At 45.7% G+C, this 23,228-nt stretch carries 17 protein-coding genes; 9 read left to right on the plus strand and 8 right to left on the minus strand.

The annotated features are described in order from the left end of the window. Positions 1–44 precede the first annotated feature (44 nt). From AC1DCV_RS26065 to AC1DCV_RS26080, 4 genes are read left to right on the plus strand one after another with little or no spacing between them, the layout of a single operon-like run. Entirely contained in the window at positions 45–1,184 is a 1,140-nt protein-coding gene (locus tag AC1DCV_RS26065) for an AAA family ATPase (RefSeq protein ID WP_477025920.1), read from the plus strand. Then, positions 1,157–1,912 (plus strand): hypothetical protein, encoded by a 756-nt coding sequence (locus AC1DCV_RS26070; RefSeq protein WP_477025921.1) that lies wholly within the window; start codon positions 1,157–1,159, stop codon positions 1,910–1,912. The genes AC1DCV_RS26065 and AC1DCV_RS26070 overlap by 28 nt, the downstream gene beginning before the upstream one ends. Further along, positions 1,905–4,286: a hypothetical protein gene (locus AC1DCV_RS26075; RefSeq protein ID WP_477025922.1), complete on the plus strand. Its 2,382-nt coding sequence runs from the start codon at positions 1,905–1,907 to the stop codon at positions 4,284–4,286. The genes AC1DCV_RS26070 and AC1DCV_RS26075 overlap by 8 nt, the downstream gene beginning before the upstream one ends. Beyond that, entirely contained in the window at positions 4,277–6,928 is a 2,652-nt protein-coding gene (locus AC1DCV_RS26080; protein ID WP_477025923.1) for a hypothetical protein, read from the plus strand. The genes AC1DCV_RS26075 and AC1DCV_RS26080 overlap by 10 nt, the downstream gene beginning before the upstream one ends. On the opposite strand, the gene AC1DCV_RS26085 is transcribed toward AC1DCV_RS26080, so the two are convergent. The 4 genes from AC1DCV_RS26085 to dnaK form a co-directional block, all read right to left on the minus strand. Next, a complete protein-coding gene (locus tag AC1DCV_RS26085) occupies positions 6,917–7,930 on the minus strand; it encodes a dipeptide epimerase (RefSeq protein ID WP_477025924.1) in 1,014 nt (337 codons plus the stop codon). The genes AC1DCV_RS26080 and AC1DCV_RS26085 overlap by 12 nt on opposite strands. Before the next feature lie 12 nt (positions 7,931–7,942). Next, positions 7,943–10,570, minus strand: coding sequence for a 4-alpha-glucanotransferase (locus tag AC1DCV_RS26090; protein ID WP_477025925.1), 2,628 nt, complete (start codon positions 10,568–10,570; stop codon positions 7,943–7,945). Between the two features lie 512 nt (positions 10,571–11,082). After that, positions 11,083–11,826 carry a hypothetical protein gene (locus AC1DCV_RS26095; protein ID WP_477025926.1) on the minus strand — a complete coding sequence of 248 codons (744 nt, stop codon included), beginning with the start codon at positions 11,824–11,826 and terminating at the stop codon, positions 11,083–11,085. A 372-nt stretch (positions 11,827–12,198) separates the two neighbouring features. Next, positions 12,199–14,106: a molecular chaperone DnaK gene (dnaK, locus tag AC1DCV_RS26100; RefSeq protein ID WP_477025927.1), complete on the minus strand. Its 1,908-nt coding sequence runs from the start codon at positions 14,104–14,106 to the stop codon at positions 12,199–12,201. Between the two features lie 280 nt (positions 14,107–14,386). Between dnaK and AC1DCV_RS26105 the strand changes: the two genes are divergently transcribed. From AC1DCV_RS26105 to AC1DCV_RS26120, 4 genes are all read left to right on the plus strand, one after another. Beyond that, entirely contained in the window at positions 14,387–15,760 is a 1,374-nt protein-coding gene (locus AC1DCV_RS26105) for an OmpA family protein (protein WP_477025928.1), read from the plus strand. 81 nt (positions 15,761–15,841) lie between these two features. Beyond that, positions 15,842–16,327, plus strand: coding sequence for a GNAT family N-acetyltransferase (locus AC1DCV_RS26110; protein ID WP_477025929.1), 486 nt, complete (start codon positions 15,842–15,844; stop codon positions 16,325–16,327). 83 nt (positions 16,328–16,410) lie between these two features. Beyond that, positions 16,411–16,992: a porin family protein gene (locus AC1DCV_RS26115; RefSeq protein WP_477025930.1), complete on the plus strand. Its 582-nt coding sequence runs from the start codon at positions 16,411–16,413 to the stop codon at positions 16,990–16,992. 138 nt (positions 16,993–17,130) lie between these two features. Further along, entirely contained in the window at positions 17,131–19,059 is a 1,929-nt protein-coding gene (locus AC1DCV_RS26120; RefSeq protein ID WP_477025931.1) for an arginine--tRNA ligase, read from the plus strand. A 185-nt stretch (positions 19,060–19,244) separates the two neighbouring features. On the opposite strand, the gene AC1DCV_RS26125 is transcribed toward AC1DCV_RS26120, so the two are convergent. The 3 genes from AC1DCV_RS26125 to lepB form a co-directional block, all read right to left on the minus strand. Then, positions 19,245–19,646: a hypothetical protein gene (locus AC1DCV_RS26125; RefSeq protein WP_477025932.1), complete on the minus strand. Its 402-nt coding sequence runs from the start codon at positions 19,644–19,646 to the stop codon at positions 19,245–19,247. Between the two features lie 80 nt (positions 19,647–19,726). Next, on the minus strand, positions 19,727–20,215 hold the full coding sequence (locus AC1DCV_RS26130) for a cytidine deaminase (protein WP_441577485.1): 489 nt from the start codon (positions 20,213–20,215) through the stop codon (positions 19,727–19,729). 112 nt (positions 20,216–20,327) lie between these two features. Next, positions 20,328–21,524: a signal peptidase I gene (lepB, locus tag AC1DCV_RS26135; RefSeq protein ID WP_477025933.1), complete on the minus strand. Its 1,197-nt coding sequence runs from the start codon at positions 21,522–21,524 to the stop codon at positions 20,328–20,330. A gap of 177 nt (positions 21,525–21,701) precedes the next feature. Between lepB and AC1DCV_RS26140 the strand changes: the two genes are divergently transcribed. Further along, positions 21,702–22,580, plus strand: coding sequence for a MerR family transcriptional regulator (locus AC1DCV_RS26140; protein WP_477025934.1), 879 nt, complete (start codon positions 21,702–21,704; stop codon positions 22,578–22,580). On the opposite strand, the gene AC1DCV_RS26145 is transcribed toward AC1DCV_RS26140, so the two are convergent. Further along, complete coding sequence (locus AC1DCV_RS26145) at positions 22,575–23,222, minus strand: alpha/beta fold hydrolase (RefSeq protein ID WP_477025935.1); 648 nt, start codon at positions 23,220–23,222, stop codon at positions 22,575–22,577. The two genes, AC1DCV_RS26140 and AC1DCV_RS26145, sit on opposite strands and share 6 nt — an antisense overlap. Positions 23,223–23,228: the final 6 nt, after the last annotated feature.

Genomic DNA, 23,228 nt, shown 5'->3' on the forward strand with positions numbered 1-23,228 from the left:
AATGACCATCGTCATTCCCTGCTATGAGCAACAAAATCTGTTACATGAAAGAATTACTACTGGTAGACAAACTCAATGATGCACTACTGCAATTGAAAAAAACGTTTGTTGGTAAAGACGATATCATAGACCTGATGGGCATCTGCCTGGCAGGTCGTGAAAACCTGTTCCTGCTGGGCCCTCCGGGCACAGCTAAAAGCGCGCTGGTACGTGGACTGGCGAATATACTGGATGGGCAAACCTTTGAATATCTGCTCACCCGCTTTACAGAACCTAACGAGCTATTCGGACCATTCGATATCCGTAAACTCCGGGAAGGAGAACTGGTGACTAATACCGAAGGCATGCTGCCGGAAGCATCGCTCATCTTCCTCGATGAATTATTGAACGCCAACAGCGCCATCCTGAATAGCCTGCTGATGGTATTGAATGAAAGAGTTTTCCGCCGTGGCCGTGAAACCCGTGCCCTGCCTGCCCTGATGATAGTAGGTGCCAGTAACCACCTGCCGGAAGATGAAGCACTGCAGGCATTGTACGACCGATTCCTGCTTCGCGCCACCTGCGAAAATGTAGATCCGGCACAATTAAGTGAAGTACTCCATGCAGGCTGGAAACTGGAACAGTCAGGCACCGGTGCCAGCAATTCCATCAGCGCAGCAGAAATAAAACAATTACAACAACTCACCAGTCTCGTTAACCTCGATGATATCCGACCCGCCTACATTACACTGATACAACAACTGCGTAATGCAGGCCTGATGATATCAGACAGAAGAGCCGTGAAATTACAACGGGTAATCGCCGCCAGCGCATTGCTTTGCAAACGCCTCGTAGCCGTTCCTTCCGATATGTGGGTATTAAGATATATCTGGGATACCACCGAACAACAGGAAATCATTGCAGGCATTGTAAATGCGATGGTAGCAACAGATGAAATAGTGGTAGCTCAACATCCCCGGGCCAATATCAGTAACACCCCTGATGCAGATGAAATCTACAAAGAACTGCTGCAAATGACTGCCCAATGGGAAGATCCGGAAGTAAGCGATGCAGAAAAAGCAGCCATCAAAGACCGGCTCCGCTACCTGAATGGCCGCTGCGAATGGATCAACAATCCTACCCAACGTCAATATGTAATGCAACCCGTGGATGAATTATGGAAGAAAATCCTGCAGGAACGATGAGCCGCCATCTCAAAGAAATTGTCATGCTGCTGCCGGCAGAAAAGTATACCGCCCTGGGGATGGTACGCTGCCTGCCTGGTTTGATGGCTGCTATAGATGAACAGCATCTCTGGCTGAGAGGTATTTCCCTCACTGAAAAACAGGATCCGTTGCTCCTGCAACTACCGGCTTTACATACCTGGTGGCTGGATGACAAGGACCAGCTTTTTCCCCGGAGCGGACTAACGCCCGTGGCTACACTAAAAAAACTGCCATGGAAACCGTTGCCGGAACTTTTACCGGTTACATTACCCGTATCCGCTATGCCGGCGGCATTGCCTCCGCTGCTACCGTTACAACTGGCGCCTTGCGCCACACCACAAAACAGTTATGCCTTGCTCACTACTGCCGCCGCATGGTTTAACTATGGGGAAACAGCACCGGAAGCGAGACTACAACCGCTTTCCTTTGCTGCCTCAGGCAGCAATAAAGTACTGATCACCGGAACACCACTACCGCCGGTACCCGGAAAAGAATACATACTGCAGGAGCAATTGCTGTTACCAGCAGGCTACACCTTTGTCCCTGCGGGCATTGCTGCTATAGTAAGCCGCCAGCTGAATCCGGCACAAACAGACCTGCTGCTGTTTCATATAGATGGTACCTGGGAATCTATTCCTGCAACCGCTTTTGTAAAGGCCGGCAGAAGTGCTATCAGGTTAACAAAAATAGAACTGGACAATGGATGATAATAAAAATAGTATAGCAGATTATTGTGGCGCCCCCAACAATTATTACTGGCAATGGGGCGATAACGGTGAAGTAATTGAATATGGTCGCGACCTGACTGTTTGCTATACAGATGAACTGATAAGTATATTAAAAGAAATGAGCGATCAGGGATGGCCTCCGTTAGGCAGCATCCTGCTGGTACTCATTGCCTGTAAGGAAGATGGCAAACATATTGTCCCGTTAAAATATAGCTTTGACAATTTTCTGCGTAGTCTCAGGGGGGAAGACGGCACCTTTTACCTTGAAGTGCAGGCGCATATACAACAGACGATCCAACTATTGAACGTCATAGCGGCACTCCCGGCAGATTACCGTTCAGGAACGAAAAGAAACCTTTTACTGAAAACCATTTTTACAGACATTCCACCTGTCATCAGCAGTGCCAAAGCACATACACTACTTCATTTTTTTTATAAAGATACCTTTGTTAATAAACAGAACGCATATACACAGCTGATAGCGGAATTAACGCCATTATCCACTATTGCCCAACAGATAACAGACGCTGATACGCTGGAATTGCAGCTGCGCACCAGTCTGGAAGTGATACCCGAACCACTGCCTCTGCCACTGACAGATCTGCAGGAGCCGGACCTGTTCACCCAGCTGGAGGCAGATAGCAAAACTGCCGGTATCAGCCGGATGGCAAAACGTATACTGGCTACCCTGCGTATTCCGGTGCATACGCAACATAGCAACGATCAATCTTTGGGAGGCATATCAGATATCAGCAACAAAGGCAGCTACGACCGGCTCCTTATCAGTGAACTCGCCCAGGACGATCACGTGCTGATGGCCAGAGTCGCCAATAACGAAGCCCTCTATTTCAGACGGGAAGCACTTTCTGTGCAACCGGAAAAAGACAGGGTGATCCTCGTGGATGCCTCTCTGAAAATGTGGGGAATCCCCAGGGTATTTGCCATTTCTGCCGCATTGGCCTGTATACAATATGACGAAAGGCACACTAACGTTATAGCATATACGTTACAGGGAAGTACCGCCAAACGCGCAGACCTGAGCAGCAAAAAAGGAGTGATCAACGCCCTCTCTGTACTGGATAGTCACCTGCACAGCGGCGTTGCACTGGAAGCCGTTTTGCAAAACGAAGAACCAGGACAATCCACCTGTTATCTGATTACTGCGGAAGAACTAATGCAACAACCGGAATTTCTGCAAACCGTGGTCCGGCTACAAACAAAACTGAGTTACCTGGTAACCGTTAACCGGAATGGACAGTTTCGTTTATACCAGTACAGCCGTGGCCAAAAGAAACTATGTAATGCTGCCTTATTAAATCCGGAAGAACTCCTGTTTAATCCCGTCACAAAAGCTACCAGAACGAACGTTTCCATGCCGGAGTGCCTGCCGGAGATCCTCGGCAAACAGCCTTTACCACTGCGTTACCCTGCCTCCCGTTTAAAACGGCAAATCAACAACAACGCCGTATTATCCCCTCAGCAGGTAGTATGTATTACTACCGATCAAAGAATACTTTACTGGCCCGAAAAATCAAAAGGAGCTATTGAGTTATGCTCATTTATTGAAAAGGGCGACTACTGTTTTGGATCAGATGATCCTGGCCGGATTTTATTAGTGGTGAATGATCCTGGCAGGGAGCATATTTTCCTGCATATTTTCCCTACAACCGATGCAAATTATACGATGTATAATACTCATCTCCGGACAGCAGACTGTAAAATCATCTACCTGGATAAGCATTTTCATATACAGCATCCGGCCGGGCAACATGCTATTTGCGGTGCTACAGGAGAAGCCGGCACACCGCTCTCTATGGCTGATTTTGACAGGCATTACCTGGCACACGCACTCACCGGACAGCAAAACCTGAATAATGTATTCCGCTTTATCAACAAAGGCTATAATACACTCAGCAAAATAACTGGCATTTATGTCACCGATTCTGGGCGCCTGATTATCGGCAACCGCCGGTTAGATATAGATCATTATAACCGGCTAAAATTATCTGCCAACCCGGTGGAAATAGACTACGAAAAATCAAAAGCCAATGTGAGCAGCACTTTTGTCCATCCGGCTAATCCGAATATCCTATTCACACAGTTTAAGTGTTTTGGGGAGATTACCGCCATCGCAGATTCCCGGGGATTTCTGCACCTGCAAACAGATGACAAAACGCTTCCCGAAATTACGATGACACTGGTCACCGATGTGTTGATTACCTGCTGGGCATCGGACAATACCTGCTACGGGAACCCTTATTTTATCCATGATCCGGCAGCGAATATCATGGAGGGAGAACCCTTTTACAATGATTATATTCAACCATATATAGAACGATTGAAATGGAAATAACGCTCGGCATACAGTATTGTGAACAACAGCCACCTACCGTTGCAGGCGCCTTTATTCACGGGCATTCCGTAGCAGCATGGCTATCTGAAATAAACAGCTGGGGCATTCCAATGCAACCGTTGAAAGCATTACTGATTCCAGAAAATAAACAATCCCTTCAGACAGCCGGGTTATTTGTGATCCTTCCGGCAGGTCTTCCTACAGCCACCAACAACATCCGCCACCCTTATCAGCTCCTGGGTGGCAAACTCTTCATCCCTGTAACAGCCACATTAACACCGGCAGTTACTCCCTATGAATTATCCGGCCTCCTGATATGGGACTGGCAGGTTTTCCATCCTGTATTGGGCTTTATCGGTTTTGAAGAAAAGGATGTGATCGATCTAAGCAACCTCTTATCATTCACAGCCCCACTGACATCCGACTGGGAATTTGCCCGCATGGGCCATCCTCCCAGGAAAAAGCTTCATCGCATTAGTATCATTAACCCAGACACAGATATCTTTTCAGATCTCCGCAGTGCTATTGGCCATCAGCCATTGTCGGCATTAACCGATAAAACAACCACCCCGCCTTCAGGGACATCTGTCTTCCAGAAAATATGGCAACTATTGTTCGGTTTCATTGCCAGCAAAACCGGCTATACCAATGCTAAGAAAGAGGATAACATAGAAGAAAAAAGGAAGCGGGAACTGGAGAAACTACTCCGCATGTTTGAGGAAGATGAAGCTACTGCTTTGCAATATGCACTTCCATTGAGCAGTCCTTATGAACACCGTGGTACTGCAGATCAGAGTTCTTTTCTGCAAAGAAATAATACCAACTTCAGTCTGGCCGGACTCGGCGGTGGTACCACCGGAGATATATGGGATGCCGGCAACTACCGGCAGGAATTGAGAAGAAAATATGAGCTGTCTGCAAAAGCGGCCATCACTGCAGGCGAATTTAAAAAAGCCGCTTACATCTATGCACACCTGCTAGGCGACTATTCCGCCGCTGCCAATGTATTGGAACAGGGAGGCTATTACCGTGATGCTGCTGTGATGCATAAATCTCACCTGAAAAATCCCGGCGCCGCTGCCCGCTGCCTGGAAAAAGGTGGTCTGTTGCTGGAAGCTGTTGAAATATATACTTCGCTGCAACAGTTTGAAAAAGCAGCAGACCTGCATATGGTCCTCGATCAGCGGGAAGAAGCTTTCACTTTATACAACAAAGCCGCACAGGCTGCCCTTCATAATAACGACATACTGGAAGCCGCCAGGATTATGCAGGGCAAACTGGAAGATACCCCGCAAGCCAGGCAAACGCTGTTACATGGCTGGGATCAACACATACAAACCACCACCTGTTTACAGAAATACCTGGAATTATCTACTGGCAACCTGGAACAGGAAATTCATTTCATCTATAAAAATCATCTCCCACCCGCACTTGAAAATAATTTTCTCCAGGTGTTAAGCACGGCAGGTAAGCAATTCCAACAGGAAGCGGTAACAGCTATTGCCACTGAAATCGCCTATGAAATTATCAGTCATCAATCATTGAGTGGGAATACAGAAAATTTAAAATTACTCAACACCTTTGTTCCGGAAGACCGCTTACTATCCGGCGATTGTAACCGCTTCATCAACAATATGCCGAAGCAACTAAGTATCAGTAGCGGCGCATTGTCATCCCTCCGTTTTGCTGCCGATGTCAGGTGGTTAAAAGGTACGCTGCTAAATGAAGAGTTGCTGATGATAGGCTATAAAGCTAATGGCATCTATCTGTTGCGCTATAACCTCGTTAACCATTGGGAGTATGCCCTATGGCCCGGAAATGTACCTACGCAACCACTATTTACACTCATGAGTGATGCCCGGTACAGCAATCGCCTGCTTATACATCACCATCTTCCCTTTGAGATGAAAGATAAAGTGCTGGCAAGTCCCCAGGGTAAGACAGCAAGATTTGAGCAGGAATTGTTAGCAGGAGGAGCTGGCTGGCTACCAGCAGGGCTGATAGGCTATTGCTTCACAGAACAGGATATTGTTGCCCTGCACCTGGCAGGCACCGAACTGATATTCAGTCGTTACACGCATGAAGGTGCCCTAAAGAGCAATCAGCACTGTAGTGAATATGGTACTAATCATCCTTTTAAACTACCTCCCGGCTTCCGGCAGGATGTGCAGGAACTGGTATACTGGTATGGCGCTTTTTATCTCTTCCTTGGGCACTGTATTTATAAACTGGATTTCCATAGCAGACTGCAGGCCATGTTGGAAACCGATCATATCCATGAGCTAAGAGCTGGTTATGATGGAGATAAACTGGGTATTGTAGCGGCTACAGAGGATAGCATCCTTTGGCTGACTTATACCTATGGCGATAGTGCACCCAAAGTGCATGGCAGTATTGCTGATAATGAGGCAGGAACAAAAGTTAAATATTTACCGCACCAATTCATCATCACCTATAATGAAAATGTGGCGCAGATCTATAAAATAATTGATAATGAAGAACTCGTGCACAGCCACCGGATCGTGACCAATGCCGTGATATGTGCTGTTGAGTCCATACCTAAAAAGGATCATATTGCGATCATGTCGGAGAATGGGGATCTGGCGGTGTATGACCTGCACGATAACAGATCAGCGGAGTAATACGGCACCGGTTCCGGGACCATTGGCGTAGATTATACGTCCGTCTTCCATTTTAATACCGGTAGCAGTATCTTCTGCCAGCAGTAGCGGTCCGTCCATATCCACATAGTCCAGCAGCGGCAGCAGGTGTGCTACCGCAGAGGTACCCACCGTGCTTTCATTCATGCTACCCGTCATCACCTTCATGCCGGCTTGCTTTGCAGTAGCGATCATGCGCAGGGCGGGTGTAATACCCCCGCATTTGGTGAGTTTGATATTAATGCCATGGAAATAGCCCTGACATTGGGCTACATCCTGTTCCACAATACAGCTTTCATCTGCTATTACCGGCAGTACCACCTGCTCATACACCTTTTTCATTCCTTCTTTATCGGCTGCCGGCATGGGTTGTTCGATGAATTCCACGCCAAGTTTTTTTAATGCAATGGCGTTGCGCAATGTTTCATCAACACCCCAGGCACAGTTGGCGTCTACCCTAAAAACTGCGGCGGTGTGCTTTCTCAGCTCAGTAATGATGGCAATATCTTCTTTGGTCCCCAGCTTAATTTTATAAATAGGCCACGGAAATTCTTTCAGTTTGCGCACCATATTTTCCACGGTGTCAATGCCAATGGTGTAATCTGTCAGCGGATTATGTGTAATATCCAGGCCCCATACTTCGTACAGCTTTTGATGCTGTTGTTTAGCGTAAAGGTCCCATGCAGCTATATCCAGTGCGCAGAGTGCAAACATATTGTCCTGCAGCAAAGGATACATCTCCTGCCAGAAAGCGGCTGGTGTGCTGAGCTGATAATTTTCGATAAAAGAACGATGTTGTTCTATCGCTTCTATTAGACGTGGCACCGTCATATTGTAGTAGGAATTATCTGCTGTTTCTCCCAATCCACTGTAGCCATCCTGTTCCAGCTTCGCTACCAGCAAAGGTTGCACGTCTTTCGATTTACGGGAAATCGTAAAGGTGTGACGAAATTTCAGTTCAAAGGGGTAAAGGGTGAGCTTCATATCCTGAAAATACTACGATTTTTTTTCTTGTGCACGATTAAGACCATTTTGTGGAATACGATATCGCCAATAGTGCGATGCTACCGCAGGAATATTGATCCTTTCCGTGTCCGGATGGCCCGTTGAGCGTCCTTCAGCGGCCAGCAGATCCTGTATCTGGAAAATACGCCACATGGCAGGTGCCTTCATATGGCGGGCGATAATTTCCCGGATCAGCGCCGGGCTGGCTTCCGCAGGTACAGGGCCTTTATGGCGTAGTTCCTGCTGGTAATATTTTCGGGTGATGTGAACGTCTTCCTGCCACCATCCTCTCAAGGTGCTCATGTCGTGCGTAGAAGGCGTTAATACAGAAAGATACGGCGCTTTTGATATGGCTGTAAAGGTGACGTCTCCTGCTTTAGGCATGCGTTCTATTTCCAGGCTTAAAATACCTTGTGCCTGCATTACGCCGGGAACACATGCTGGTACCATGCCCAGGTCTTCTCCACAAATAAGCATGTTGGTAGCTCTTTTGATCAGCGGCAGTTTATGAATCGCCTCTTTGCGCCAGCAACTCTCCTGCCGTACGTAGAAGTAGTCGTGATACAATGCCTGCAGATGCTTACGGGTACTGCTATCCAACGCAGCAAAAGAATAGGTAGCTGCCATATCATAACGGGGATGATACAACATTCTGCTATGGTCTGTCACTTTTATAAACAGTACATCTGCCAGGAGGGTATACAGCATATTTTTCACCGCTTCCGATAGGGTAGATTCCAACACTTTTCGCTGGGTATCAAATGCAGGGAGCAGCTTATAACGACCATCTGTGAGGGGTTCCATCAGCTGCTCTTTCATCATACCGGCATAATTACCAAAAATATCTTCCAGGATGGCGTTGGTAATGTAGGGCTGACAGAACCGGTCTTCTTCAAAATCTATTCCACGCAGCCGCATTTCTTCCCGGCTAACGGGAACGGCTGGATGAAAATAACCGAGTATTCCCTGTATAGCATCTCCTGGTATTTGCCAGATGCGGAAAAAGCCGAGAATATGATCGATACGAAAGGCATCGAAGTAAACGGACATATGCCGGAGCCTTTGCTGCCACCACTCCAGGCCATTGACCGCCATTTGTTTCCAGTTGTAAGTAGGAAAGCCCCAGTTTTGTCCTGTTGTGGTAAAACTATCCGGAGGAGCACCTGCCTGCATATCCAGGTGATAGCATCCGGGATTCATCCAGGTATCTGCGCTATGACGGGCTACGCCAATAGGAATATCTCCTTTCAGGGCTACGCCGTACTGGTGTACCGCTGCTGTGGCAGCCGCTAATTGCTTGTGGAGATGATATTGAACAAAAAAGTGATAATGTGATGCCGCAGCAGCAGCTTCATCTGCTATAATAAGCTTGTTGATAGCTGTGTAGTCGTAAACGTTATGGAGCGGCCATTGGGTAAAATCCCCTGTTTGATAGCGATCGCGCAGGTAACAATATACTGCATAAGGCAGCAGCCAGTGTTCATTGGAAGCAAACCACTGCCAGTAATCGCGTGTTTGCAGCTTCTCTCCTTCTGCTTCGTATAATGCTCTGAGATAGGCCAGTTTAAAAGACATGACCGTTTCATAGTCCACTGTTTCCTTTTCGTTCAGCCATTGCCGTAACCGACCGAATTGCCGTTGCAACGGATGCGTATCCGGCAGGCTACCTACCTCCTGCAATCTTATGTATAGTGGATGCAATGCGAAAGAGGAAATAGCTGCGTAGGGATAGGAATCTTTCCAGGTATTGGTTTGAATGGTATCATTTACGGGCAGTACCTGTATGAGTTGAAAACCTTTGTGGTGAGCCCATTGCGCCAGTTGAGGCAGGTCTGCAAATTCCCCGGTGCCAAATCCTTCCGTACTGCGCAGACTGAATACCGGCACCGCAATGCCGGCGCCTTTCCAGGGGGTATACTCTATGCGCAGGAGGCCATCGTGCAGAATTACCTGTCTGCCTGTTACCGCTACCGTATGTAGTTCCCTGTTATCTCCATTTTCGTACTGTACAAACTCTTGTATTTCCAGGTCATAAATACCGTACTTATAATAAAGCGGCATCGGTGATCCGGAGAGATCCAGTGCCACAGAAAACCAGCCCTGGGCATCGTATTGCAGCAATAATGGCTGTAAAATATTCCAGTTACCGGTTGGTGCGTTGCTACCCAGTAAACAAATGGTTTTATGACGATCTAACAGGGGCGCCTGTACGCGGAATATATGCGTGGCCGTTAGTAGCCCGCTGATAGCAGCGGAGGGTCTGGGATAAAATACGCGGGAGAATGGGGCAGTGAGCCAGGCATTTTCCGGGCGGGCTGCATCATTCCAGGTATCTGTAAAAACCACTTCAGTATGCTCTCCGGGGATGAAGGCAAATTCCCGTACGGCGCCTTCGTATACTACGTCTTCCAGTTCTCTTAAAATATACTGGTATTGGAGGGTAAACACTTCTCCGGGAGCCAGCTGAATATCGGTATACCACCAATCTGCATTCAACCATTGCATACGGTGTGCATGCCTGGGCACATCACTGCCCAGTGCAGGTATATTACCCAGTAGATAAAGTTCCTGCCCGTAATAAGTATGGTAACGGAGATAAAAACGTAGTCTATAATTCATTTTGTCCCGGCTAAACCGGAACAAAGTAAGAAAAAATAGGGATCAAGTTGAAAACCTGAGGGATAGTGTAAATTTCAAGCATAAAGTTTAGTCAATCTATAAAGGAGGAATGCTGCAGATCTAAGCCTGCCAACTGCCCGAAAGCCTGCATCATGGATATTTTAGCAGGAATTTTATTTCGTTGTCGCTAAATACGCTTTTAAGATATAGGGTATTCAGAACACCCATCATTACCTGCAGAAGTGTATTGTGATGATGTTGGCTCCGTTGATCCTATGCTTAACACCCGCTAAGTACCTATAGAAGCAGTGGAGCAGAGGTGGACTTGATGCGGGGGTGAGTTTCGGATGTATAACCGGGATGAAATTGCATCAGAAGAAGGATGGAGGTCAGAACTGGCCATAGCAGGGCCGCTTCCCTACCAGGGGTAGCTGCGGAAAGAAATATACTATTGAAAGGAAGCAGGTATAAAGGGATTATTTATCAAAATATCTCCGGGAGGCAAAATAGCTTTATTCCAGTTGAATGACGGCTGGATGTGCGTATGTATAGGCAAGTTTGGGAAGCAATTTCGTCCGCTTTGGGTAGGTACGTTTATTAGCATATTTGGGTGCTTGTGGCGCTGTCACCGCAATAATATCGGCGGCCATGTATTGCCTGTTGCCCGATTGGCCGTCTTTGTACATCGCTCTTACCTGGAAAACTACTACCAGTGAACCTTCCCCGGGTACGTCGAGCGAAACATTTGTTTCCTGGAAAGTGGTATCCGATTCTATCATGAGTGTAACCGTTTCGCTACCCACCACCTGACGTGATCTAAAATCAATGCGCGTTGCGATCACTTTTACTTCCAGGGCAGCCATACCTTTATACCCGGCGATGGTTTGTGCGGGAATATGTAATACTCCGTTACTCAAAAGCCGGGGAGGCACCGGAAAAAAACGATCTACCCCGGTATGCTGATGGAAGCGGAAGCCTGTTATGGCGGCGTGATGATCGCCGGCAGCAATGAGCAGTCTGTTTAGCCGATTGATGTGGCCGCTGTCACAGGGGATATCCAGGTGACCGTAGAAAGCATGACGGATAAAAGCGCCTTTCCTGCTGGCGATGCCAAAGCGCCGGGATGCGCGGCGGGTAGCAGCCGTTTGCTGCACGCTTTCAGGCATGGAGCGCAGGAAGTAGTTGCCATTGCGCTTATACCCAATGAGAGGACCGAGTTTTCCCGTAAAGGGAATGATAGACATTTGTTTTGCCATGAGAGATAATTTTGATTACTATAAATATAAGATAATCCCGGGGAAGCTGTTTACGGGACAGATGGAAGATTAGCTAAAGGGAGTGTAATGGGTATTGTTTAATATTCAACGATAGTTCGGGAGGGATTTGAGAATGGCAAACGTGAGTGTATTGGCATTTAGAGCATATTGAAAAAGATATTCCCCCCGTTTTCAACTTAATCCAAAAATAGCTTGTCTTACTCAGGACTAGATGATTATCCTGATTCTTAATAAGTCATAAAAAAATTGGCGAAGACAAAACAGATACATCTGTTTCCATCTTCGCCAATTATATCAGAAAATCCGGGTAATCATCTTAATCAGCGTCATGCTGAGTAAGACAAACTACGCTTATTTTACTTCTTCGAATTCAGCATCAGTTACGCCATCGTTAGCAGCGTTAGGTTGACCCTGTTGCTGACCGCCGTTAGGCTGTTGAGCACCTTCCGGTTGACCCTGAGAAGCTTTGTACAGCTCTTCAGAAGCAGCAGTCCACGCAGCTTCCAGTTCAGCAGTAGCTGTATCCAGCTGTGCACCGTCCTGAGATTTGTGTGCTTCTTTCAACTTATTCAGTGCGTTTTCGATGGTTTCTTTCTTGTCAGCAGGCAGTTTATCACCGTACTCCTTGATCTGTTTTTCAGTCTGGAATATCAGGCTATCCGCTTTATTCAGCTTTTCGATCTGCTCACGTTGTTCTTTATCTGCAGATTCGTTGGCTTTGGCTTCGGCTTTCATCTTTTCGATTTCGTCCTTGTTCAAGCCGCTACCAGCTTCAATTTTGATGTTCTGTGTTTTACCAGTGCCTTTATCTTTTGCAGTTACGTGCAGGATACCGTTGGCATCAATATCGAAGATTACTTCGATCTGAGGAACGCCACGCGGAGCCGGAGGAATATCACCTAAGATAAAGCGGCCCAGTGTTCTGTTCTGGTTGGCCATTGGTCTTTCGCCCTGCAGTACATGGATTTCCACGCTAGGCTGGCTATCTGCTGCGGTAGAGAAAGTTTCAGATTTCTTGGTAGGAATAGTGGTATTGGATTCGATCAGTTTGGTCATTACACCGCCCATTGTTTCGATACCCAGTGACAGTGGCGTAACGTCCAGTAACAGTACGTCTTTCACTTCACCTGTCAGTACACCACCCTGAATAGCAGCACCTACAGCTACTACTTCATCCGGGTTTACACCTTTATTAGGTTTTTTACCGAAGAATTTTTCAACTACTTCCTGGATTTTAGGAATACGGGTAGAACCACCTACCAATATTATTTCATCAATTTCAGAAGTATTCATACCGGCATCTTTCAGTGCTTTGCGGCAAGGCTCCAGTGTTCTTTCCACCAGGCTATCGCTCAGCTGCTCAAATTTAGCGCGGGTTAATTTTTTCACTAAGTGTTTAGGAACGCCATCCACTGCAGTGATATAAGGAAGGTTGATTTCAGTTTCCTGAGAAGAAGACAATTCGATCTTTGCTTTCTCAGCAGCCTCTTTCAAACGCTGCCATGACATTGGATCTTTGTGTAAATCTACTGCTTCATCTTTTTTGAATTCGTCAGCCAGCCAGTCCATGATCACTTTATCGAAGTCATCACCACCCAGGTGGGTATCACCATTGGTAGATTTTACTTCAAATACGCCATCACCTAATTCCAGGATGGAGATATCAAAGGTACCACCACCAAGGTCAAATACAGCGATTTTGCTATCAACGTGCTTTTTGTCCATACCATAAGCCAGTGCAGCAGCAGTAGGCTCATTGATAATACGACGAACCGTCAGACCGGCAATTTCACCGGCTTCTTTGGTTGCCTGACGTTGTGCATCATTAAAGTAAGCAGGCACGGTGATCACCGCTTCTGTTACTTCCTGACCCAAATAGTCTTCAGCTGTTTTCTTCATTTTCTGCAGGATCATCGCTGAAATCTCCTGCGGCGTATATAATCTGCCGTCAATATCGATACGTGTGGTGTTGTTATCACCTTTTACCACTTTATATGTAACGTGACTCACTTCACTGGCAACTTCGTCAAAATGACGGCCCATAAAACGCTTCACTGACATAATAGTGTTTACGGGGTTGGTAATAGCCTGACGCTTTGCAGGGTCACCTACTTTCCTTTCTCCGTTCTTCAAAAAAGCCACTACAGATGGGGTTGTTCTCCTGCCCTCATCATTGGCAATCACTACCGGTTCGTTACCTTCCATTACGGCAACGCATGAATTGGTAGTTCCTAAGTCAATGCCTATTATTTTTCCCATAGTATTAAAGATTATCCTTTAGTTGTAAGTATGTTTTCGTGTTTGTCGTTGGTTTGTCAATGATTATGCCAAGCAAAAAAATATGAAATTATGTCAGTCAGGTACCCTATATTTGATGATAGTATTTAGTTATTAAGCCTGTCAGCTATTCCCAAAGACGTTAATAACTAAATAACCCAAAACACAAAATTGTTCATAGCCTCGCCTTCCTTTAAGCTATTTCATTCCTGTCCTACCGGTTTTTATTGGTATAAAATTGTATAACCTAACCGTTATTCTTATGAACAAATCCATTCTATGGAGGGTTGCATGCCTGTTGTTAGCAACCACCCCGATGATGAGCCAGGCTCAGGATCAACCATCCGCCACTTCTGCCGTTAGTGCTACTCCATCTGTACGATTATTCCGTGGCCCCGGTGACTACAAAGTCTGGTCCATTGGCATCAATGGCGGCGTATTGGCACCTGTAGTCCCCACTGGTGGCAGTAATGACTTCACTAAATGGAAGGGAGCTGCCGGTTATGGCGGTTATGTAAAATACCAGATACTCCACTTTCTGGCTCTAAGGGCTGATTATGTGGGTGGTAAGTTGCAGGCCGACAACAGTAAAAGCCTGGGGAATGGAAAGCCGCTTGTGAGCCCTTACAAATCTTTTGAAACCAAACTTCCCTGGTCTGCCACGTTAAATGCCGTGTTTAATATTACTACCGTCAACTGGTTATTCAGGCAAAACTTCGTTTCGCTGTATGCCTCTGTGGGTGGCGGATTGGCTGGATACAAGCCAACAATGGAGTTAAACAATGGTACCCAGGTAAATTATAAATCAGACGATAAAGCTATTAAGGAACTGATTATTCCTGTAGGGGCCGGGCTGAAGTTCAAATTGTCAGAGGTGATCAACCTGGATCTGGGATACACGATGTATTATACGGATGGGGATAACCTGGATGGCTATCCACATGGCCCCAACAAGGATAAATACTCCTATGGCTACGCCGGGCTGGAATTCGCACTGGGTAAGAAAGGAAAGAAACAACTGCAATTTCATAACCCTGCCAGCGCCATGTACGATGAGCTGGAGGCACAAAAAGCCACCCTTGCCGCCTCACTGGATGCTGCCAATCAAAACAATGCCAGGTTGACGGCTGATGTAGATAAACTGACAAAAGACAGTGATGGAGATGGCGTTTCTGACTTCTTCGATAAATGCCCGGGAACTCCTGCCAATACCAAGGTAGATGGCTCCGGTTGCCCGCTGCCAGTACCGGTAATAGAAAAGAAAGAAGAAAAAATAGTAATTACCGAAGAAGATACCCGTATTGTAAAAGAAGCGATCCGCAACCTGGAATTCGATTTTGCCAAAGCCAGCATCAAGCCGCACTCCTATCCTGCACTGGACAGAGTCGCAGATCTGCTGAAACGCAAAAACCTTAACCTGAAACTGAGCGGACATACCGACAATGTAGGTAGTAAGGACCGGAACCTTGCCCTGTCAAGAGAAAGAGCGGAATCCGTTAAAGCTTACATGGTGGAAAAAGGCGTCAATGCCTCCAAAATTGAAGCCGTAGGTTATGGCATGTCACAGCCTATTGCCAGCAATAAAACCGCCGCAGGCCGACAAAAGAACAGAAGAGTAGAGTTTACCATATTCTAGGAATAATACTATAAAATGGTAGGGATTTTTTTAATTTTCAGTAAGGTTTCTGAAAACTAAAAAAATCCCTACTTTCATTTTATGGAACCAATAACAATCAGAACGATAGTGGCATCAGATGATCCGGTGGTAGCCAGCATAGTAAAAACCACCCTGACAGAATTCGGTATGAACAAGGCCGGTACCGCATTTTCAGATCCTACCACCGACCACTTATCTGTACTCTTCGATATTCCCCGCGCCATTTATTACGTAGCAGAAATGGAAGGCCGCGTTATTGGAGGCGCTGGTATTCATCCACTGGATGGCGGAGAAGCACATATATGCGAATTGCAAAAAATGTATCTGCTTCCGGAATCCCGCGGTAAGGGCCTCGCAGGCAAGCTTATTACCTTGTGCCTCGACTATGCTAAACAAAATGGCTATACGCAGTGCTACCTTGAAACCAGCCCCGAATTAGCCCGTGCAAGAAAAGTTTATGAACAATTCGGTTTCAGGTACCTGACAGGACCGATGGGTAACACCGGCCATTTTGGCTGTGACAGCTGGATGTTGAAAGATTTGTAGTTTTCTACAAGGAGAGATGTGGCTGCTACTGTATAAAAACGGCATACTTATTGCAAACTGGGCCGTACATAAAAGAACATATCATGAAAAAACTTATTCTGTCTGGCGTGTTAGCCATCGGAACTATGCTGGCAGTACAAGCACAAAACGTAAAATTTGGTATTAAAGGGGGTTTGAATATTTCCAAACTCACCGCCTTTGATGAGTCTAAAACCCTGGCAGGTTTTAATGCAGGTGGTTTCATCAACATTGGACTGAATAAAAGCTGGGCCATACAACCTGAGGTAGTATATTCTGCCCAGGGAACAAAACTGAATTCCAGTGTATTTTTTGGATTGGGCCATATTCCCAGCACTGTGAAGCTGAACTATGTGAATGTGCCGGTAATGGTTCAATACACGATCGCAGACGCATTTTATGTAGAAGCGGGTCCGCAGCTTGGCATCCTTGCCAGTGCAAAGTACAGAGTCAATAACAACACTACAGATGTTAAAGACGATGTGAAATCTATCGATTTCGGACTGGGCTTTGGTTGCGGTTATACATTTGATATGGGACTGGGTGTGAATGCCCGGTATAATTTTGGCCTGACCAATGTATTTGATTCCGACAATTTCAATCACAAAAATTCAGTAGCACAGGTCGGCCTGTCTTACCAATTCTAAGCATAAGGCGAAAAGCATACAGCAAAAAGCTATTGTGTAGCAGATATCAGCAGATATTCTACACAATAGCTTTTTGCTTTATGCCTTATGCTTTCTGCTAATTGACTATCTTTGCCCCTCGCATTAATCATTTTCAGCATGAGTGTTGTACAAACCATCAGAACGGCCGCCGTGGCCGCCATTAAATCACTTTACGATCAGCCGTTAGTTGAAGCAGACATTTCAATCAATACGACCAAACCTGAATTCGAAGGTGAGTATACCATTGTAGTTTTCTCTTTCACAAAATTCAGCCGACAAAAACCGGAAGAAACAGCGCAACGCATCGGCGAATACCTGACGGCTCATAACCCGGAACTGGTTTCCCGTTTCAACGTAGTAAAGGGCTTTCTGAACCTGAGCATCAACGATGCCTACTGGACTAAATTTCTGCATACAAATTATAGTAACGCAAACATCGGGATACAGCCCGCCAATGGTAAAAAGATCATGGTGGAGTATTCATCTCCCAATACCAACAAACCTTTGCACCTGGGGCACCTGCGTAATAATTTCCTGGGCTTTTCCATTGCTGAAATTATGAAAGCAAATGGCTTTGAAGTGATCAAGGCCAACCTGGTAAATGACCGCGGTATTCACATCTGCAAATCTATGCTGGCATGGCAACTTTTTGCACACGGTGATACACCGAAATCCAGCGGTATTAAGGGCGATCACCTGGTAGGTGACTACTATGTGAAGTTTGAGTCTGTGGTAAAAGAACAGGCCGAACCTATTATCGACCGGGTACTGGAAAACGACTTTTCCGATTTTGAAGGTGCTGAAGTGGAAAAACTGGAGAAACTCGTTACTGCGCTGCACAAGCCGGAAGTAAAAGAAGATAAAGAAAAAACGGCCAAGATTATGGACGACATCAAAGAGATGTCGCGGAATAAGACAGAGATCATGCAGCAGGCCAAAATTATGCTGCAGCAATGGGAAGCCGGTAACCCTGAAGTGAGGGAACTGTGGGCTACCATGAACAGCTGGGTGTATGAAGGCTTTGCAGAAACCTACCATCGCCTGGGCATTAATTTCGACAAGATGTACTATGAGAGTGAAACCTACCTGTTAGGTAAAAACCTCGTAGCAGAAGGACTGGAGAAAGGCGTTTTATTCAGAAAAGAAGACAATTCTGTATGGATAGACCTCACTGCCGATGGACTTGATCAGAAACTGCTGCTTCGTGGAGATGGCACCTCTGTATATATGACACAGGATCTGGGTACTGCCCGTTTGAAATACGAGGATTACCATATGGACCAGAGTGTGATTGTAGTAGCAGATGAACAGAACTACCATTTCAAAGTACTGCAACTGATCCTGGAAAAACTGGGCGAGCCCTCAGCTCCGGGTCTCCTGCACCTCAGCTATGGCATGGTAGAGTTACCACATGGTCGTATGAAAAGCAGGGAAGGCACTGTAGTGGATGCAGATGACATGATCACTGAAATGATACAGACTGCGGAAGAAAATGCCAAAGAACTCGGTAAAAAACTGGATACTTTTTCTGAAGAAGAACTCCATGAACTATACGATACTGTAGGTATGGGTGGTTTGAAATTCTTCCTGCTGCGTGTAGATCCAAAAAAGAAAATGATCTTTGATCCTAAAGAATCTATTGACCTGCATGGATTCACCGCCACGTTCATCCAGTATGCACATGCGCGTATTAAATCCATTATCAGGGAAGCAGGTCCGGTAGCAGATCTGGCTACATTCAGTTATACCGGTGAATTGTTACCGCTGGAAAAAGAACTGATCATACTGAACGAACAATTCCCAGGCGTGCTAGCAGAAGCTTATCGTGAGTTGAGTCCTTCTGTTATTGCCAATTATATTTTCTCCATTGCACAGTTATTCAATTCCTTCTATGGAGAAAGAGTAGATGGGGTACCTACCTATTCCATTGTAAGAGCGGCTACAGAAGAAAAGAAAAAACTGCGCCTGCAAATTATCATGCTCACTGCCAACATCATTCAGCAGGGTATGAAATTAATGGGGATCAGGGTACCAGAACGGATGTAAAAAGCATTTTTTATATAATAGAAAAAGGAAGGCGATTTGCCTTCCTTTTCTTTTTTTAAATAAACGCTGCAAGCCTTACGAATCACAGCGTTAGCAGCTTGCGGCCGCCGTGGCCGAAACTGCCGAAGAAAATACCACAGTAAGCAGCAACGAAAAAAGGAGCTTGCCTATCCTTTATGCGCTGTTTAAAACCCTTCTACACTGTGGCAAATAATTTTATCAGTAGTCACTTCTTTTTCTCCTATCAGGATAGCTTTATCACAGAGGGCTTCCCCTTTCTCCTGCTCACCTGCACCCATATACGATTTTCCGAGCATAAACATAGCAAAAGCATTGGCAGGTTGCAAGTGCAACACTTTTTTCCATTGCACAATTGCCTGTTTAAAAAGACGTTTGTCGTACAGGTCGTGCGCCTGCTGTTGATAACGGGCTGCTATTACCAGCGTATCCTTAACAACGTATAGACCTGGCCGATAGTTTACCGTTATCCGCTGTTTCTTATCAAAGTAACCCGCTGCCGGTTCACTATAGATTGCAGTAAATAGTATAATGGTACCTATACTGATTATGAGCTGGCAGGGTTTCATGAATCGCGGCACTTAAAGTGGGTGCCGGACAAATATAGAGTATATATAGTTTATATGCAATAAATTATATATACTATTTTCTAGCCGTTAAGTTCATCTCCACTGAAAGACAGCGGTAACAGGTCATTTGCACGGTTAATAACATATATTTTACCACTCAGGCCTCCCAAAATAAGCCGGATAGGGGCATCCTGTTTCGCTTCATATTCAGATATCGCCTGCCGGCACATGCCACAGGGTGAAATGGGATGCGAACTATCACCATTGATATTATGATAGCTGATAGCAATGGTGTCAATATCAATATTGGGATATACAGAAGCTGCAGAAGCCAGCGCTACTCTTTCTGCACATAAACCAATCGGAAAAGATGCATTTTCCTGGTTAGAACCAGCTACTATTTCACCATTAGCCAGTCTGATGACGGCTCCCACCTGGAAATGTGAATAAGGCGCGTAGGCATATGCTGTTACTTCGCGGGCTTCCTTGAGCAGCCATGCATCCGCATCATCAAGGCCAGTAATTTCATCGTAAACCAGGTATTCAATATGCAGCGATTGTTTTTCCATATCAGCGTTTTTGGGTAGTACTTACGGCCGTGGGCTTGTCGGGGTAAGACAACTACGGACCGGCGATATGCCGGTCCGTAATTTACTTTAAATTATATTTAGGTACAATTACTTACTTAATATTTCTGAAGATACGGCTCCAGCGGATACCGCCTTCTCCGTAACTCATCCAGATCAGCCACGCCTTACCTACTACGTGATCTTCCGGTACAAAACCCCAGAAGCGGGAATCCAGGGAGTTATTCCGGTTATCACCCATCATCCAGTAATAGTTCATTTTGAAAGTATAGGAATCAGCAGGTTGACCATTGATAATGAATTTACCATCCTTTCTTTCCAATGTATTGCCTTCGTATACACGTATAATACGGTCGTATAAGGCAATATTGCTTTCTTCCAGTTTAACGGTAGCTCCTTTTTTAGGCACATACATAGGACCGAAGTTTTCATCCGTCCATTTGAAATGCGCGGTATCATGCGGGAAAACGCTGTTGTAATTAAAGTCTGCGAAATTAGATTCCTCGTAGGTCGTCACGCTTTTAACGATCGGGAATTGTTTCAGCGCAGTAACATTTGCCGGTGTGAGGTTATACAGAAATTTGTTACCATCAATCTGGTAGAAGTCTGGCGGTGTAGTAGCAATGCCTAATTCTTCCAGTCTGCTGGAATTCAGCTGATCACCGGTGGTTTCTACAATGTATTTATGTTGACTACCGGCAGGAACAGGTGCTGCCTTACCATTGATATATACAGCGCTATGAATGATCTGTAAGGTATCGCCGGCTTGTGCCATGCAACGTTTAATATAATTCTCGCGCTTATCTACCGGGCGTTGAATAATCTGGAATGAGTTCTGTACTGCCTGCCAGCCATTTGCCCTTACCATGTTATAGTAACTGGGATCGGGTGAATCTATGGCCACGGTATCACCTTCCGGGAAGTTAAATACCACTACATCATAGCGTTTAATGTCGGAAAAGCCGGGTAAGCGTCTGTACTTCCATTTTACCGCTTCAGAATAAGCTTTGGCAGATTTAGTGAAGGGCAGGGTATGGTGCACAAAAGGCACTGCCAGGGGAGTCATGGGGATACGTGGACCGTAACTGATCTTGCTTACAAACAGAAAATCGTTCACAAGTAAGGTCTTTTCCATAGAGGGGGTCGGGATCGTATAGGCCTCAAAAATAAAGGTGCGGATAAGCGTGGCTGCTATGATAGCGAAGATACCAGCGTCTAACCATTCTCTAACCGCAGATTTCTTTTTCTTTGGCTGACTGTCTTTGTTTTTTTTCCAAAATGCCAGGTTCATTCAGTTACGCTTATTAGATGCTTAAAAAGGCAAATATAATATTCTGTTGTTAGCCAGTAGCTATTACTTTACAAAAGTTTTCTTAAAAATAGATTAAAAGATAGTTTATTATAATTTTCGCCCATATGGTGCCACGACAAATGAATTGCCTAAATTTGACTTTTTACTATACCTGCGTTGAATACATTTACCATTAAGGATATTGAAAACTTTACCGGTATAAAGGCACATACAATAAGGATCTGGGAACAACGTTATCCGCTTTTTCAGGCCAGGAGAAAGGACACTAATCATAGAACATATGATAGCGATGATCTGAAAACGTTATTGCGCATAGCCTATTTATACCATCACGGGATAAAGATCTCGCGCATAGCTGCTTTGTCGGCAACGGAACAAAACAAATTGTCATTGGAAATTGCGGTGGAAGGCAAATCCACCCTGTTACCCGTAAATGACCTGATTGCTGCCACCCTCGACTATGACCATCAACAGTTTGAGCGCATTTTTTATAACCAGGTATTACACCTGGGCTTTGAAAAATGTATTACCCAGGTGGTGTATCCTTTTCTTGAAAGGATAGGCGTATTATGGTTAACAGGGAACGTAATACCCGCGCAGGAACATTTTTCCTCCAACATTATCCGCACCAAAATAATGACAGCGATTGACGGGCAGCCCATGAATCCTTCTGCTACAGAACATTTCCTGTTGTTTTTACCGGAGGGGGAATTTCATGAGATTCCGCTGTTATATGCACAATACCTGCTGAAAAAACAGGGTAAACTGGTGACCAGCTTCGGGGCCAATGTGCCACTGGACGATTTGCATGCTTACCTGGCTGTAAAGAAGGTAACCCATATTTATACCCATTTACTCACCAATCTTTCTTCCTCTACCATCACTGAGCTGACGACAAAACTCAGCCAGCAATATCCGGATATAAAGTTGTTGGTGGCTGGTCCGCAGACGAAGTTGCTGACACACCCATTGCCGGCGAATGTAGTAATAGCGGAAAGCCTGGAAAAGTTGTTGTCTTTTAGTAATCAGTTATAGTACGCCTGCTAATATCTCATTGATTTCGCGGGCGCGGTTCAGCACCATAAAGTGGCCACCATCGGGGATCAGGTGGGTCGGTTTCAGGTATTTAACGGGGAAAGGCAGGTCTTTGGCGCCATGAATATGGACCAGTCCTTCGGGCACTTCGTCATTTTCCCAATGCAGGATGGCATTTACAGCCCAACGCATATAGGTATAATCCCGCTTCGCGAGATATTCATTTACCAGTGTCCGCTCTGCTTCGGTTTCTATATTGAGAAATTTTCTGACGATGACATTCCTGCGCTGGTAAAGAATCTGATCGGGGAGTTTGTGCAGGCCGAGTCGTTTTACCCAATTGTAATAAGGTGGTTTTTCCGAGCTGAGTTTAATACTGGAAAGCAGGATATTCTTTTCTACGGGGATATGCCGGGCTATTTCCAGGCTCATCATACCTCCAAAGGATACACCCATCAGGGAAACAGGCCCATCAGCCGTAATGCCTTCTGCCATACGGGCGGCATACCGGCTGATGGGTTCATCCTGCAGGGGAGCGATCCACTGCAGGTGATGCACCTGGTAGTTGGTAGGGAAACGCAGGTTATTAAAAATGCGTTCATCCGCTCCAAGTCCACTGATCAGATACAGGTGTTTTTGCATATAGCT

This window comes from Chitinophaga sp. 10T418, from assembly GCF_056394125.1.

Coding starts and splice junctions, on each gene's coding strand:
- AC1DCV_RS26080 (WP_477025923.1), top strand. CDS start 4,277: ATGGAAATAACGCTCGGCATACAGTATTGTGAACAACAGCCACCTACC.
- AC1DCV_RS26070 (WP_477025921.1), top strand. CDS start 1,157: ATGGAAGAAAATCCTGCAGGAACGATGAGCCGCCATCTCAAAGAAATT.
- AC1DCV_RS26065 (WP_477025920.1), top strand. CDS start 45: ATGAAAGAATTACTACTGGTAGACAAACTCAATGATGCACTACTGCAA.
- AC1DCV_RS26125 (WP_477025932.1), bottom strand. CDS start 19,646: ATGAAACCCTGCCAGCTCATAATCAGTATAGGTACCATTATACTATTT.
- AC1DCV_RS26090 (WP_477025925.1), bottom strand. CDS start 10,570: ATGAATTATAGACTACGTTTTTATCTCCGTTACCATACTTATTACGGG.
- AC1DCV_RS26075 (WP_477025922.1), top strand. CDS start 1,905: ATGGATGATAATAAAAATAGTATAGCAGATTATTGTGGCGCCCCCAAC.
- AC1DCV_RS26130 (WP_441577485.1), bottom strand. CDS start 20,215: ATGGAAAAACAATCGCTGCATATTGAATACCTGGTTTACGATGAAATT.
- AC1DCV_RS26120 (WP_477025931.1), top strand. CDS start 17,131: ATGAGTGTTGTACAAACCATCAGAACGGCCGCCGTGGCCGCCATTAAA.
- dnaK (WP_477025927.1), bottom strand. CDS start 14,106: ATGGGAAAAATAATAGGCATTGACTTAGGAACTACCAATTCATGCGTT.
- AC1DCV_RS26095 (WP_477025926.1), bottom strand. CDS start 11,826: ATGGCAAAACAAATGTCTATCATTCCCTTTACGGGAAAACTCGGTCCT.
- lepB (WP_477025933.1), bottom strand. CDS start 21,524: ATGAACCTGGCATTTTGGAAAAAAAACAAAGACAGTCAGCCAAAGAAA.
- AC1DCV_RS26115 (WP_477025930.1), top strand. CDS start 16,411: ATGAAAAAACTTATTCTGTCTGGCGTGTTAGCCATCGGAACTATGCTG.
- AC1DCV_RS26145 (WP_477025935.1), bottom strand. CDS start 23,222: ATGCAAAAACACCTGTATCTGATCAGTGGACTTGGAGCGGATGAACGC.
- AC1DCV_RS26085 (WP_477025924.1), bottom strand. CDS start 7,930: ATGAAGCTCACCCTTTACCCCTTTGAACTGAAATTTCGTCACACCTTT.
- AC1DCV_RS26110 (WP_477025929.1), top strand. CDS start 15,842: ATGGAACCAATAACAATCAGAACGATAGTGGCATCAGATGATCCGGTG.
- AC1DCV_RS26105 (WP_477025928.1), top strand. CDS start 14,387: ATGAACAAATCCATTCTATGGAGGGTTGCATGCCTGTTGTTAGCAACC.